Raw genomic sequence first — 13,589 nt, 5'->3', positions numbered from 1 at the left:
GCCCAGGAGCCCCGGATGAGCCAGCAGCCGGCCACCGCGCCCGACCGTCAGCCCCTCGACGAGCACGCTGCCGCATCCGTCCTCGCGTACGCGGCCGAACAGCGCGCCAAGGTCGACGTCCTCGCCTCCGTGCTGGAGGACATCGCCACGCACGGCTATCCCTCGCCCGAGACCGGCGTGCTGTGGGAAACTGCCCGCGACGCCCACCTCGACCGCCTGGCCGATGAGCAGCCCCGTGTCGCCTGAGCACGGCAGCTGAGCCCCGGAATCCGGGCGGGTCCGGGACGCCAGACCCTCGGCGTGCGAACAGGTCCGCGCATCCGTACGGGGATCTTGCGCGGATCCCGGCTCCGCCGAGGAACCGGGTCTTCTTCCGGCTCGGTGCACCCGCCCCGGGGGAACCTTACAGAGCGCAGCCGGTGACAGCGGGGTTTGAGGGATCGCAGTTGCCGGGGTTGTTGTTCGCGACGGTGGTGTGGTTCAGAGTGACGCTCCCGCCTTCGCTGTGGATGCCGGCGGGAGCGTAGGCCGCCGTATTGCCCGTGACACGGGAGTCGTTGAGCGTTGCGTCACCCTGGTTGTGAATGCCGCCGCCGGTTCCCTGGGTGACCGCGTTCCTGTCGATGGTGGTGTTGCGGGTCGTGAGCGTTCCGAAGTTGTAGATGCCGCCACCGGAGAAGCTTGCCGTGTTGCCACGGATGGCGGTGAGCATGTTGATGGTGAGCGTGCCGAAGTTGGCGATGCCCCCGCCGGTTCTGGCGTCGTTGCTGCGGATCTGGCAGTCGGAGATGGTCGCGGAGGAGCTGTTGTTGTGGACGGCGCCGCCCAGGACCTTCGCCTCGTTGCCGGTGAGGATGCTCGCGGTCAGGGCGAAGGGCGCAGAGGCGGTGGTGTGCGCGATGGCTCCGCCGTTGCCACCGCTGACCGGGCTGGTGGAGTTGTAGGTGAAGACACTGAGGTCCACGCGTGTGGTGCCGCTGCTCAGGATGGCACCGCCGTGGCCGGCTTCGGTGCTGTTGCCCTTGAAGTAGGAACCCACGACGCGGAGGGTTCCGTTGTTGTTGTTGATGGCGCCGCCTCCGTTGCCGGAGGTGTTGCCGGTGAGGCGGATGTTGGCAAGGGAAGCAACGGTGCCGAATCCCAGCTGGATGGCCCCGCCCTGGGCGCCTCCTCCGGCTCTGGCGTTGGTGAGGGCGAGGTCCCGGAGCGTCAGGTTCGCGCGCGAGGTCGGGGGGAGGCTGAAGAACCGGAATTCGTTGCCGGCGCTCTCGTCGCGCGTGATGGTGGCGTTGCGTCCGTTGATGGTGATGAGGCTGGTGATCTGGGGGAGCGCGGCCTGGCCGGGGCCGGCGATCTGCTCGGTGTAGGCGTACGTGCAGTCGCGGGCAAGGTTGAGGGTGTCGGAGGTGGTGGGGGTGCTGTTGGCGGTGGTGATGGCCTGGATGAGGGCGGCGGGGGAGCAGGGCACGTTGATGGTGGCGGCGTGAGCGGGGGTGGCGGCCAGGCCGGCGAGAGTGAGAGCGAATGCAGGCGCGGCGAGCAAGGTGGCGGCCTGGCGGGGGCGACGCAGTGGCCTCATTGTCTGACTCCTTCTTCGGGGGAGGCGCCGGGGGTGATTCGATCATTGTTTACATCAGATCAATATCTACCCTTTTCGGGACACACCGGTCGTGCGTTGTGAGTTGCTTCGGCCTGCCCTTCCCTCTCGCCCCCTGCTCGGGCTTGCTGCCGCCAGAGGCGCGTGCGTAACCGATCCGCGCGCACCCGCTCGCCGAGCGCGGCCGAGAGGGCCCCTGGACGGTGGCGCCCGCTGACCGGGCACCGGCTGGAGTGCCTGCCGGAATTGGCTGACAGGTGCATGACGGGTTGGTGGGGTGCGGGGCTATTTTCTTAGGGCTCCGGAGGGGCGGCTGTCCGAACGTTGCGGCCACAGGCGGGCGGTGGCGGCGTCTCCAGTGCCCCGGCTCCACCGAGGGGCCGGGTCCCCCCATGCATGAAGGAAGACGACCATGTCTCTGGGCACCTGGCTGAAAGTCGGCATATCCGCCGCCGCAATGGTTCTCGCGGCGGCACCCACCGCGACCGCTACCGCGGCACCCGCGCCCGTATCGGACGCCTCCGCAGCGGTGGTGACGCTCCGTTACGATGACAGCAGGGCGGGCGGCTGGGAAGCGGCCATCGCGGCCGGGGTCGCTTCCTGGAACGCGAACGTCAGCAACGTCCGGCTGGTTGAGGCCGCGCCCGGGGTCCGGGCCGAGATCGTCATCGTGGCCACCACCGGCTGGCCGCAGGCGACCCTCGGTCCGGTCCGTCCTGGGCGACAGGTGCGGGTCGAACTCGGCGCGCAGGCCGTGAGCCAGGGGTACGACAAGACGCGCATCGCCGCGCACGAGCTCGGCCACAGCCTGGGCCTCCCGGACACCAAGCCGGGGCCGTGCTCCCAGCTGATGTCCGGGTCCAGCGCCGGGACGGCCTGCACGAACGCCGTGCCCAACGCGACGGAGCGGTCCCGCGTGCAGAACGCGTACGCGAACGGGCTCACGGCAACCGTGCCGACCGACGGGCGGGTACTCGTCGACGCCCCCTGATCGGCTGATCGGCTGATCGGCGGGTGGGCCGGTGCGGGGCCCTGGCCGGGACTGGACTCCCGGAGGGCGGCCGCGCCGGCCCGCTGACGCGCTCCGTTCTGCGTCGGACCGTTCGCCGTGAGCGGGGGCCGGGACCACCCGCGCCTGCCGCCTTGCCGCGGCCAACCCCACGCGCGCCGAATGGGAACGGATGGCCCCGGGCGTCCCCTTCCGCCGCGTCTGCCCCACCCTCACCCCCGCCCCCTCCCCACCCCCCACGGACGCCCTACCGACCTTCCCTGTCCCCCCGACCCCGCTCCCTGCGGGGAACTGAGGACGGACGGGCTCCCGAACAGGCCGCGCATGGGTGTGAAAATCAACCCCCGTGCACCGACGCGGACCTGAGGCGCACTGCGTGCTCCGAAGACGGAACGGACCCCAGGCCTGCCCATGGCCCGCGAGCCCACCCCAGCCATCGGCCGGTCCTCCTTCTCTCGTCGGGCCGAATCCACCCTCGGTGTCTGCGTACCTCCGAGTCGGGCCGGGTGGATTCGTGCGGGCGTCTGCCAGGGGTGCCCTGGTGGCCTTTCGGGGTAGACGCGGTGGGCAGGGTCAGCGGAGGTTCTCTCTCATGGGGTTTGGGGCGGTTATGGCACGTCAGATTCAGCTGCGCGCCGGTGTGGTGACGCCAAACCGTCCGTCCCCGGGCCAGGGACGGCGGGGGAACGGGGGGTGCGCCTGGGGTGCGGGCGCTGCCGGGCATGTCGACGACGATGGTGGCCTGCGGTCAGCTCGCCGGCCTGAAGGTCGCGGGCCGGCAGCTGATGACGGGGTTCAACAGGTGGGAGCCGGACACCGAGCACATGGTCCCCCTGGCGAACGCCCGGCGCTCGGGAGTCGGATGGTGGACTACGGAGCGCCGCAAGGAGTTCGCGAATGGCCTGCCCCACCCACAGCTCCGCGCGGTATCGGCGGCGACGAACCGGGCAAAGGGCGGCCAGGGCCCCGACGACTGCAGCCCTCCGACGCCACGAACGAACGTGCAGAGCACCCACCACCTGCCATCGCCCAGACAGAGAAGACCAAGCTCACCGAGACGCTGGAGACGTGCCGATGACCACCCAACCGCACCCCTACCACCACGCCGGTCAGGAAGGGTCATCGGTTTCGTTGACCGCCCACGTCAAGGCGGGGCCCGGCGGCGCGATGACGGACGAGGTCGGCGTCATCACGGGCGACGTCACCCTGACCACCACCCGCGGCCCCCACGACACCGTCCACGTCCGCATCCGGTACACCGGGGCGGAGGAGTGGTACACCCTCACCGGTAGCCCGGCCCTCCTCCCACCGGATGGCCTCGCCGCCTTCCACGAACGCACCGTCCGATCCGTCCAAGCAGGCGGCGGGGCTGAGGCCCCCCGCACCATTTCGTGAATACCAGCCGGCCCTAAAGGTTGTTGTCCCGCAAGTGCGGCCGTGCCTTGACCTGAGACCGGCTCGATAGGGTCAGGGAGGGGCAGGGCCACAGGCGACGGAAGAGGATCGTTCGATGGCGACGTACGCCCAGCTGACCGAGTGGGCCGGTCTGGAGCATGTCACGCGAGCCCGACAGGACGTTGTGGCCGGCTGGCGGATCCCAGGGCCCACGACGGAGATGATCTGCATGTGGGGGCTGTGATCACGGCGTCGGAGCCGTCATGGATAGCGCCGTACAGGTCGGTTACGCTGCCCGGCATGGACGAATCCACGGCGCCCCCGTTCCTCGCGAGGCCGGTCACCGGGATCAACGGCGCTGTCGCCACCCTGCGTGCTCTGAAGAGTGGAGACGCCTCCAGCTTTGGGGAGTTCCTCGAAGCACTCTCGGCGGAGACCAGAGAGCGATACCGCCCACATCCGCTCGACCGGACTGAAGCGGAGCGGATCTGTGCCGCTCTTGACGACGACCTGACCGCCCTGCGTTTCGTGCTGGCGGATGCCCATGACGATCGCGTGGTGGCCTATCTGCTGGCCCAGTTCGCAATCCCGGAGGGCGAGAAAGCGCGTTACCGGAATCTCGGGTGGACCATCGAGGACGGCGAGGACTGCCGCATCGCCCCCGTCGTTGCCGATCATTTGCAGGGCAACGGTCTCGGAACCGAGCTGCTCAAAGGGGCGCTCGGCATCCTGCGTCAGCGCGGATGCCGCCACGTCATCCTCTTCGGCGGCACCCGAACCTCCAATGCCCAGGCGATCCGCGCCTACGAAAAGGCGGGATTCAGGCCGGCCGGAGTCTTTCGCGAACGGGGGATCGAGAGCGTCGACATGTGGCTCTCGTTGAAGTAGCGGGCGCGCGGCATCTCAGCGCACGCTGCGGCCGATCAGTTCGTCGCTGGAGTGGGCGGGTGGGACATGAAGCAGAAGGACCACCCGCGCCCACCGCTCGGCTGCGGAGCGGTGTGATCCACATCGCATTCGGTCGCCCGGACCGTTTGCGAGCACGATGACCGCGCAGACGGGATGGCTGGAACACCCACCGAGGAAAGGACCGGCCCATGGTGGCCCCCAATCCCCCGCAGGTGGCCGATCCCGAAGCGGTGAAGCGCCATCCCATCCTCTTCCGTGCCGTCAGGCAGCGCAGAAACCCCAGACTCCGCAGGACAGACATCACCGTCACGGACGAGGCGACGGTCAAGCGCGCCGTCAAGGCGGCCTCGCTCGGCAACGCCATGGAGTGGTTCGACTTCGGCATCTACTCCTATCTGGCCGTCACCCTCGGACACGTCTTCTTCCCGTCCGGGAACGCCACCACCCAGCTGCTGTCCTCGTTCGCCACCTTCGCCGTGGCCTTCCTGGTACGGCCGCTGGGCGGGATGTTCTTCGGCCCGATGGGCGACCGCCTCGGCCGCAAACGGGTCCTGGCACTCACCATGATCATGATGGCGGTGGGCACGTTCGCGATCGGACTCATCCCTTCGCACGCCGCGATCGGCCTGTGGGCCCCCGCCCTGCTGATCCTCTTCCGCATGGTGCAGGGCTTCTCGACCGGCGGTGAGTACGGCGGCGCCTCCACCTTCATCGCCGAGTACGCGCCCGACAAGCGCCGTGGCTTCTTCGGCAGCTTCCTGGAGTTCGGCACTCTGGCCGGATACGTCGGCGCGGCCGGCCTCGTCACCACGCTGTACGCCGTGCTCGACGACGGCCAGATGGAGGCCTGGGGCTGGCGCGTCCCCTTCCTCGTCGCCGGGCCGCTGGGCCTGGTCGGCCTCTATCTGCGGCTGCGCCTGGACGAGACGCCCGCCTTCCAGAAGCTGGAGGGCGGCAAGGCGCTCGCCACGGAGACCGCGGACGCCGCGGACGCCGGCGACGCCGTGGATTCCACCACCAAGGGCGACCTCGCGACGATCTTCCGTCTTTACTGGCCGACGCTGGTCCTGTGCGTCTGCCTGGTCGGCGCGTACAACATCAACGTCTACCTGGTGCTGTCGTACCTGCCGACCTACTTGTCCGACGAGCTGGGCTACAGCGAGACGCACGGCCTGCTCGTCCTGCTGGGCATGATGCTCTTCCTGATGCTGGTGATCAGCCGGGTCGGCAGGCTCTCCGACCGCTTCGGCCGCAAGCCGGTGCTGATGACGGGCATGGCGGGGTTCTTCCTGCTCTCCCTGCCCGCGTTCCTCCTGATCGGCCAGGGCAGCGTCCTCACGGTCGGGCTCGGCATGCTCGCGCTGGGGCTGTCGCTCGTCTGCCTGCTCGCGACGATGTCCGCCGCCCTGCCCGCTCTGTTCCCGACGCAGGTCCGGTACGGCTCCCTGTCGGTCGGCTACAACCTGTCGACCTCGCTCTTCGGCGGGACGACCCCGCTGGTGGTCACCGCCCTGATCAGCTGGAGCGGCTCGAACCTGATGCCCGCCTACTACTCGATGGGGGCGGCGCTGGTCGGCATCATCGCCGTGGCCTGCATGAAGGAGACCGCGCGCCAACCGCTCGACGGTTCCCCTCCCTCCGTCGAGACCCAGGAAGAGGCCGCGGAGCTGTGCGCGGCACAGTTCCCGGACCCGAAGTTCTGAGCCGCGTGCGGCTCGGAAGAGGGCGGCGTCGATCGACACCCGGCCGGTGAAGGCGGCGCCGGGCTTGGCCGCATAGGCCGCGACGGTGGTGTGCCCTGCTGCTCTCTCACCTGCCGGACCAACTCGGTCCCGGGGGAGCCGCTGCCACCGACGATCAGAGCTGTCGTTGCCACTCCGTAGACCGGGCTCCACGACGTTGAAGGCGGTCACCCCGGAGTCCGGGGTGACCGCCTTCAACGTCAGCGTGCCGGTGGGGCTGCCAGATGCCTCGGACGTCCGGCTCGCGCACGTCGTTGCGCAGCCCATCCGTGCGCTGGACCGGGCTGAAGCCGTGGGGCTCGTAGAACTGGTGCGCCGATACGAGGACGCGGGCGAACCAGTCGTGTGCGTCGGCTTTCGTCGTGGGCGCAGCGCACGGTGGGCAGTGCGGCGGTGAGGGAACGCAGTCAGACGTCGGCCGTGGGACGTGCGTCGGAGTCAGCGGCGCGACGGAGCAGAACGTCGTGACTGGCCATGGGCGGGCACCCTCCAGGGCTGGGGGCAGTGATGCGGGGGGAGGGTTTCTCCTGGGGGAGTGGCTCAACTCTCCGGGGCGTCCGAGCTGGTGGACGGAACAGCCGGCGATGCGCGAAGGCTCGGCTCCGTGGACGGATTCGGCGAGGTTGTCGGTGCAGTCCAGCTTGGGGTTGCCGGTCACGGCGGTGACCACGGCCTGCGGGTCGTGATCGTCTTCGTCGGCTGAGCCGGCGGCCGTACTGTCCTGTGCCCCCAACCGATGCTGTCCTCCCGGATCTTCATCTGGCAGCAGTTCACCCGCGTCACGCCCGAAGGGTCCTCGACTTCGTCCCGCTCTTCCACCCCGTCTGGGAAGACGCCGCCCCGTCCGACATCACCTTCGCCGACGAACAGGCCGCCCCCATGTGCACTGCCCTGGAGCGCACCGGGCGCCCGCGCCCGGACCGCGACCTGCTGCGCTGGGCTTTCAGCCGCCTCGCGCATCCATGCATCCATGTGTCCGGTTAGCGGTATTCTGATGCTCTATTATTCGATGGTCTTAAATGAGCAAGGACAACGTGCTGGCGACCGGTGCCAGCATCTTCTTCGGCCTGGTGCTGCCGATCGCGATAGGTGCGGTGACGCTTCTCGGCTTCACGGCCTCCATCGGATGGCTCCGCTCCGTCTTCGGCCGGCAGACGGTTCGCGGCCGGGGCTGGATGTGGATCGGCCCCGCGCTCGTGGTCACCGCGATCGTCTGTCATGCCGCGTCCACTGACTGGAGCATCTGGCAGCCGGAACAGGTCGTTCTCATCGCTGTCCTCGGTGTCTGCGTGGGACTCGCCGAGGAACTGGCGACACGCGGCCTCGTGGTCCAGACGCTGCGCGGCGCCGGTCACTCCGAGCGGTTCGTGATGGTGGTGTCCTCGCTGCTGTTCGCCCTCATGCACGTCACGAACGTGCTGTCCGGGATGAAGTGGAGCACGGTGTTCCTCACGGTGATCTACACCTTCGGTTTCGGCGTCTGCGTGTACCTCACCATGCGCGTCACCGGCACGGTCTGGGCCGCGATCGCCCTCCACGCCCTCACCGACCCGACGACATCCCTCGCCGGCGGCGGCGTTGACAAGACGGTCACGGACCAGACCGGGGGTTGGTCCGTCCTCGCCTCGGCGGTCACGATCATCATGATCGCCTTCTCGGTCGTGGCCGTCTTCCTGCTCCGCGGGAGCCGCAGAACCACCGTGGACAGCTGATAACGGCCAATTCGGAGACATGGGTGAAGGGGGCGGGACGGGCATCTGCCTGGCCTGCTGCCGTTCTGGCAGCAGGCCAGGCAGTGATGTAGGCCGCCTCGACCGCGCGGCCCTCCCGGTCTCTACCCGAGGCCGTGCAGGTGATGACCCCGGGTGTCTCGTTACCGGCAGGGTCGTAGACGCGGAGGAATCCCTTCACGTACTGGCGGCGGCCCCAGGTGCTCGTAGAGGCGCACCCAGGCGAAGGCGAAGGTGCTACCCCACGGCCGGACCTGGCGCTTGGGCATCTTCTGCGCCAGGAGACCGGCGAAGTTCACCACCAGTTGCCGCCGCTGTGGAACACCGCACCCAGGCGAACGCGTCACCCAGCTGAGCCGACCTGTCGGCGACGGCCTCACAGCCTCACACTTGCCGACCTGGTAACCGACCGGCGGTGCCACGCGGCACTCCTCGTGGACGGCGAGTTCCAAGACCATCGGGCCGGCGTCGTGCCGCGACAGCTCGCCGAGCCGGAGGGGAAGGTGGCCCGCACCTGGGCCGCCGGCCCCGGCTCCTGGGCTTTGGCCGCCGTCGAGAGCGCGCAGGAGCCTTTGTGCGGAGAGCGGGTACGCCGCAAGCTCCACAGGCCGGGCGCGCACCAGGTCGGGCGTGCCCCACTCAAGGCCGCGGCGCCGGAGCCACGGCTGTCGCAACAGGGGGCGCCGACCGTAATCGAGAGGGGAGCGCCAGGCGCTCGGCTGTCCTACGGATTCGGGGGCTGAGGTGCCTCAGGGGGCTGCCCGGTGTCCGCTTCTCGGTCGCCGGCCGGGCCGATGCGGATCTCGAAGTCGCCGCCGAACTCCTCGTGGCCGGCGGCCACGGCGACGGCGACGGCTTCCTCACCCTGTTCGCCCTGGACGATGAGCGGGTCCTGGCGCAGGTCCCGTACGAGTGCCACGCACATGCCGATCATGACCAGGGTGAACGGCGCTGCCACGAGGATCGTCAGGTTCTGCAGTCCGGCGAGTGCGTCGCCCTTGCCGTTGCCGATGAGCAGCATGACGGCCGCGACGGCGCCGGTGACCACGCCCCAGAAGACGACCACCAGCCGGGACGGTTCCAGGACGCCCTTCTGTGAGAGCGTGCCCATCACGATGGAGGCGGCGTCGGCGCCGGAGACGAAGAAAATGGCAACGAGGACCATGACCAGCAGGCTCATCGCGGTGGCGATGGGGAACTGCTGGAGCAGTCCGAAGAGCTGTCCCTCGGGGGTGCTCTCCTCCTCGAGGCCGCCGCTCTCCCGGAGCTTCATGGCCGTGCCGCCGAAGACGGCGAACCAGAGCAGGCTGACTGTGCTCGGTACGAGAATGACGCCGCCGACGAACTGCCGGATGGTGCGTCCGCGGCTGATCCGGGCGATGAACATGCCGACGAACGGCGTCCAGGAGATCCACCAGGCCCAGTAGAAGACCGTCCAGCTGCCCAGCCATTCGGCGACCTCGCCGGCGCCGGTGGCCTCGGTGCGGCCGATGAGCTGGGGGAGGTCGCCGAGGTAGGCGCCGAGGGAGGTGGGCAGGAGGTCGAGCACGATGATGGTCGGCCCGGCGATGAACACGAACACGACGAGGAGGAGGGCGAGCACCATGTTGATGTTCGAAAGCCACTGGATGCCACGTTCCACGCCGGAGACGGCGGAGGCGACGAAGGCGACGGTCAGGACGGCGATGATGGCGACGAGGAGCGCGGTGCTGACCGACTCCATCCAGCCCAGTTCACGAAAGCCGCTGCCGATCTGGAGGGCCCCGAGGCCCAGCGAGGCCGCGGAGCCGAAGAGGGTGGCGAAGATGGCCACGATGTCGATGACACGGCCGATGCCGCCGTGTGCGTGTCGGGCGCCGATCAGCGGCTCGAACACCGCACTGATCGTCTGGCGGCGGTTGCGACGGAACGTGCTGTAGGCAATGGCGAGGCCGACGACCGCGTAGATCGCCCAGGGGTGGAGCGTCCAGTGGAACAGAGTGGTGGCCATGGAGGTCTGCATCCGCTCGGCGGAGTCGACGGGGTGAGTGCCGGGCGGAGGCTTCCCGTAGTGCGCCAGGGGTTCGCTCACACCGTAGAACATGAGCCCGATGCCCATGCCGGCGCTGAACATCATGGCGACCCAGGAGACGGTGCGGAACTCCGGCGGCTCGCCCTCGCGGCCGAGGCAGATCCGTCCATAGCGGCTGATCGCCAACCAGAGGGCAAAGACAACGAAAGCGCTGGCAGCGAGCATGAAAGCCCAGCCGCCGTTGTGGATGAGCCCTTCGAGCAGGCTGCTCGACACGCTCTCCAGCGAGTCCGTCGCCACTGCGCCCCACAGGACGAAGGCGAGTGTCAGGACCGCAGTGACCCCGAAGACCACCCTGTCCGTGCGGGAACGTTGATCGGTCGCCAACGAAGCCCCCTTCACCAGAATGCGGAACCTCATGTTGTGATAGAGCATCACATCATTCGCATTCAAGCTCATATCGGACCGTTAGGTTCGCAGGACGCGACGCCGCCGCCGCACTCCCGGCCGTGATCAAGACGGCCACGCGCGCACTCGACCAGCTCGACAGCGGCAGCCTCCGCGCCGGCCGGACCGTCGACCCCCTCGACCGACCGGCCGTACTCGAACTGCAGGCCGCGCCGACAGCGTGGTGCCGGTGGTCGGCTGCCGGCCGGCAGCCCTGACGGGGCCGTGGTCAGCCGATCGGGAGGGGTGCCCCGGCCGGCGGGAGCGGGGTGGCGCCCTGGGCCGGCGTGCCCCAGCGTTCGCGCCACCACGTGCGTCCCTCCTCCGGGAGGGTGTGGATCGGGTCGTAATAGACGTACGCGCCGTCGCCGGGACCCTCGCCCGTGGTGTCCAGCCGGGTCCGGTAGTTCTTGTCCCAGTGGCTGATGCCCAGCGTGCGGTCGTACTCCGTGGTCTGGTGCACCCAGCGCTTGCCCACCAGCGGGACGTCGCAGACGATCCGCGGTGTGGCGAAGCCGGGAAGCCAGCCCAGGATGCTCGTTTGCAGTCGCTGCGCCTCGTGCAGGGCGACCCGCCAGTGCTCGGCGTTGGGGATCATGTCGCACATGTAGAAGTAGTACGGCGTGACACCGGCGTGGTCGGCCAGGGCGAAGCAGAGGTCCAGCAGCGCTTCGGGGGAGTCGTTGACGCCCCGCAGCAACACGCCCTGGTTGCGCACGTCCCGGATTCCGGTCGCCAGGACGGCGCGGGAGGCCTCCGCGACCAGCGGGGTGACGGACTGCGCCGCGTTCGCGTGGGTGTGCAGGGCGAGGCTGACGTCGCGGGAGCGCGCCAGGGAGGCGAGCCGCTCCAGGCCGGCGAGCACGTCCGCGGCCAGCCAGTGCTGGGGGAGGCCGACGAGGGCCTTCGACGCCAGCCGGATGTCCCGTATGTTCTCCAGCTCCAGCAGCCGGGTGACGAAGGCCTCCAGGCGCGGCCACGGCATGTTGGCGAGGTCGCCGCCCGATACGACGACGTCCCGGATGCCCGGCGACGATTCCAGGTAGCGGAGCATCGCGTCGAGCCGGTCCGCGGGCTTGGCGGAGAACTTGAGCTTCGCGACCTGGGGCACCGAATTGCCCACCAGGTCCATCCGGGTGCAGTGACCGCAGTACTGCGGGCAGGTCGGCAGCAGCTCCGCCAGCACCTTCGTCGGGTAGCGGTGCACCAGTCCCTCGGTGATCCACATGTCCTGCTCGTGCAAGGAGTCGCGGGAGGCGAAGGGATGGCTGGTCCAGCCGTCGAGCGCGGGGTCGGTGCGGTCACTGCGCAGGGGGAGCATGTAGCGCCGCACCGGGTCGTGGACGAAGGCGTCCGTCAGGCTGCCCGGACCACGCGGGACGGCCTGCGGAGCGATCGTGTTGAGCATCTGGGGCGGCACCAGCAGCGACATCGTGGCCCACTGCGCCTGATCGTCCGTCAGGTCTGCGCAGAACTCGTCGGAGAGGGCGTCGCCGACGACCGCGCGGAGCTGGCGGACGTTGCGCACGCAGTGGACGCGCTGCCACTGCGGGTCCCTCCACTCGGCCTCGGTGACGTCGCGCCAGGCCGGGAACCGGCGCCAGTCGGGCTCGGACAGCGGCTCCCGGCGGTACGTGTAGGGCTGCTCGTCGTGCGGCTCGTCGGGGCCGCTCCGGCCGATGGTCGGTGACAGTTCCGGCACGTGCCTTACCTCGCTTAGAGAGATTGCTTCGGACGGCTCGGACGGCTTCCAAGAGCGTCGAGTTCCTCGATTATTGAGCCATTTCAGCTAGGCTCGGTGGCCGCGCACTGGCCGTTCGGTGCCATGGCTCCAATCGGCCACGAACGGTGCCGGGAAGCCGAATGGGTGCGCCCCCTAAGGTGCGTTCCGTGTACGCAATCAAAGTGATTCTCCAGATCCCCCCTGGGGTTTCGGACCCGCTCCGGGGAGTAGACCTCGGCCCGTTGGGCGCGTTGCTCGCCGCGCGGCCGGGACGAAACGTCCAGCACGTCACCCTGCGGCGGCTGCCGCACTGCGTGGTCGCGATGACCTTCGTGACCGCACCCGGTCTGCGGGCCGCCGAGGACACCGCCAGGTCCGCCTGGATGGACTGGCTGACCTGTGAAGTCCTGGACTCCTGGCGGCTGGTGGAGTGCGGCGGGGACCTCATGCTCGGCGTGTCCGCCGCAGGTGAGGAATCGGAGCCTCCGTACGGATGGTGACAGCGGGCGGCCACCTGGCAGGGGGGTGACATGGCCTCCAGCGGCCACGCGGGAAGGGCTGACACGGCGCCGCGGACAGGCCAGGATCGAGTCATCGCCGAACGGAAAGCGCCCGGAAAGCATCCCGGCGACCGAAAGCGCCCGCGGTGAGAGAACGACGAATATTTCAGAGGAGAACGAAATGACCGCACGTATGAAGACTTCCGTCCGCATGGCCGTCGTCGCGGTTTCTGTGGCCGTCGCCGGGATATCTCTTTCGGCCACGGCGTCCGCCGCCCCGCAGAGCACGGTCAATTCCGTGGCGGAGGCGCAGCAGGCGCCGGCCGGCCAGGGCGGCACCGCCGGCGGTAAGGACACCTGGGCCTGGGACTGACCAGCCCGGCCGGCAACCCGTCGGTCGAACACCGGTCCGGGGCCGCGCGCCGACGCGGTGATTCGGAGAACCGGTGATTCGGAGAACCGGTGATTCGGAGAACCGGTCAATCGGAGAACCGGTCAATCGGAGAACCGGTCAATCGGGGACGCG

General features: G+C 69.2%; 13 protein-coding genes. 10 read left to right on the top strand and 3 right to left on the bottom strand.

What is annotated here, in order from left to right; genetic code table 11:
- Nucleotides 1–15: 15 nt before the first annotated feature.
- Nucleotides 16–246: a hypothetical protein gene (locus tag ACFWBW_RS23415; protein WP_385375434.1), complete on the top strand. Its 231-nt coding sequence runs from the start codon at nucleotides 16–18 to the stop codon at nucleotides 244–246.
- 157 nt (nucleotides 247–403) lie between these two features.
- Here the strand turns inward: ACFWBW_RS23415 and ACFWBW_RS23410 are convergent, their stop codons facing one another.
- On the bottom strand, nucleotides 404–1,579 hold the full coding sequence (locus tag ACFWBW_RS23410) for a hypothetical protein (protein ID WP_385375431.1): 1,176 nt from the start codon (nucleotides 1,577–1,579) through the stop codon (nucleotides 404–406).
- Nucleotides 1,580–2,009: 430 nt separating this feature from the next.
- Here ACFWBW_RS23410 and ACFWBW_RS23405 point away from each other — a divergent pair, with 430 nt between their 5' ends.
- The 6 genes from ACFWBW_RS23405 (at nucleotide 2,010) to ACFWBW_RS23380 (ending at nucleotide 8,364) form a co-directional block, all read left to right on the top strand.
- Nucleotides 2,010–2,588: a snapalysin family zinc-dependent metalloprotease gene (locus ACFWBW_RS23405; protein ID WP_385375428.1), complete on the top strand. Its 579-nt coding sequence runs from the start codon at nucleotides 2,010–2,012 to the stop codon at nucleotides 2,586–2,588.
- Between the two features lie 1,092 nt (nucleotides 2,589–3,680).
- Nucleotides 3,681–4,001 (top strand): hypothetical protein, encoded by a 321-nt coding sequence (locus ACFWBW_RS23400; RefSeq protein WP_385375424.1) that lies wholly within the window; start codon nucleotides 3,681–3,683, stop codon nucleotides 3,999–4,001.
- A 115-nt stretch (nucleotides 4,002–4,116) separates the two neighbouring features.
- Nucleotides 4,117–4,245: a hypothetical protein gene (locus tag ACFWBW_RS23395; protein WP_385375421.1), complete on the top strand. Its 129-nt coding sequence runs from the start codon at nucleotides 4,117–4,119 to the stop codon at nucleotides 4,243–4,245.
- A gap of 56 nt (nucleotides 4,246–4,301) precedes the next feature.
- Nucleotides 4,302–4,889, top strand: coding sequence for a GNAT family N-acetyltransferase (locus ACFWBW_RS23390; protein ID WP_385375418.1), 588 nt, complete (start codon nucleotides 4,302–4,304; stop codon nucleotides 4,887–4,889).
- Between the two features lie 209 nt (nucleotides 4,890–5,098).
- Nucleotides 5,099–6,613: an MFS transporter gene (locus ACFWBW_RS23385; protein WP_385375415.1), complete on the top strand. Its 1,515-nt coding sequence runs from the start codon at nucleotides 5,099–5,101 to the stop codon at nucleotides 6,611–6,613.
- Between the two features lie 1,058 nt (nucleotides 6,614–7,671).
- Nucleotides 7,672–8,364: a CPBP family intramembrane glutamic endopeptidase gene (locus ACFWBW_RS23380; protein WP_385375413.1), complete on the top strand. Its 693-nt coding sequence runs from the start codon at nucleotides 7,672–7,674 to the stop codon at nucleotides 8,362–8,364.
- A 742-nt stretch (nucleotides 8,365–9,106) separates the two neighbouring features.
- Here the strand turns inward: ACFWBW_RS23380 and ACFWBW_RS23375 are convergent.
- Nucleotides 9,107–10,780 (bottom strand): BCCT family transporter, encoded by a 1,674-nt coding sequence (locus ACFWBW_RS23375; RefSeq protein ID WP_385375410.1) that lies wholly within the window; start codon nucleotides 10,778–10,780, stop codon nucleotides 9,107–9,109.
- Nucleotides 10,781–10,902: 122 nt separating this feature from the next.
- Here ACFWBW_RS23375 and ACFWBW_RS23370 point away from each other — a divergent pair, with 122 nt between their 5' ends.
- Nucleotides 10,903–11,058 carry a hypothetical protein gene (locus ACFWBW_RS23370; RefSeq protein ID WP_385375407.1) on the top strand — a complete coding sequence of 52 codons (156 nt, stop codon included), beginning with the start codon at nucleotides 10,903–10,905 and terminating at the stop codon, nucleotides 11,056–11,058.
- 11 nt (nucleotides 11,059–11,069) lie between these two features.
- Here the strand turns inward: ACFWBW_RS23370 and ACFWBW_RS23365 are convergent, their stop codons facing one another.
- On the bottom strand, nucleotides 11,070–12,542 hold the full coding sequence (locus tag ACFWBW_RS23365) for a KamA family radical SAM protein (protein ID WP_385375404.1): 1,473 nt from the start codon (nucleotides 12,540–12,542) through the stop codon (nucleotides 11,070–11,072).
- Between the two features lie 263 nt (nucleotides 12,543–12,805).
- Here ACFWBW_RS23365 and ACFWBW_RS23360 point away from each other — a divergent pair, with 263 nt between their 5' ends.
- Nucleotides 12,806–13,063, top strand: a complete 258-nt coding sequence (locus ACFWBW_RS23360) for a hypothetical protein (protein WP_385375402.1) — start codon at nucleotides 12,806–12,808, stop codon at nucleotides 13,061–13,063.
- A gap of 181 nt (nucleotides 13,064–13,244) precedes the next feature.
- Nucleotides 13,245–13,436, top strand: coding sequence for a hypothetical protein (locus ACFWBW_RS23355; RefSeq protein ID WP_385375399.1), 192 nt, complete (start codon nucleotides 13,245–13,247; stop codon nucleotides 13,434–13,436).
- Nucleotides 13,437–13,589: the final 153 nt, after the last annotated feature.

The sequence above is a fragment of the Streptomyces sp. NPDC059957 genome (assembly GCF_042730015.1).
In the GTDB taxonomy this organism is placed as follows: Bacteria; Actinomycetota; Actinomycetes; order Streptomycetales; family Streptomycetaceae; genus Streptomyces.
The sequence above is the reverse complement of the archived record's forward strand: the minus strand, read 5'-3'. Positions and strand labels throughout refer to the sequence as shown.

Excerpts from the sequence above, each read along its gene's own strand:
- ACFWBW_RS23415 (WP_385375434.1), top strand. The coding sequence starts at position 16 with ATGAGCCAGCAGCCGGCCACCGCGCCCGACCGTCAGCCCCTCGACGAG.
- ACFWBW_RS23410 (WP_385375431.1), bottom strand. The coding sequence starts at position 1,579 with ATGAGGCCACTGCGTCGCCCCCGCCAGGCCGCCACCTTGCTCGCCGCG.
- ACFWBW_RS23380 (WP_385375413.1), top strand. The coding sequence starts at position 7,672 with ATGAGCAAGGACAACGTGCTGGCGACCGGTGCCAGCATCTTCTTCGGC.
- ACFWBW_RS23355 (WP_385375399.1), top strand. The coding sequence starts at position 13,245 with ATGACCGCACGTATGAAGACTTCCGTCCGCATGGCCGTCGTCGCGGTT.
- ACFWBW_RS23405 (WP_385375428.1), top strand. The coding sequence starts at position 2,010 with ATGTCTCTGGGCACCTGGCTGAAAGTCGGCATATCCGCCGCCGCAATG.
- ACFWBW_RS23395 (WP_385375421.1), top strand. The coding sequence starts at position 4,117 with ATGGCGACGTACGCCCAGCTGACCGAGTGGGCCGGTCTGGAGCATGTC.
- ACFWBW_RS23390 (WP_385375418.1), top strand. The coding sequence starts at position 4,302 with ATGGACGAATCCACGGCGCCCCCGTTCCTCGCGAGGCCGGTCACCGGG.
- ACFWBW_RS23400 (WP_385375424.1), top strand. The coding sequence starts at position 3,681 with ATGACCACCCAACCGCACCCCTACCACCACGCCGGTCAGGAAGGGTCA.
- ACFWBW_RS23385 (WP_385375415.1), top strand. The coding sequence starts at position 5,099 with ATGGTGGCCCCCAATCCCCCGCAGGTGGCCGATCCCGAAGCGGTGAAG.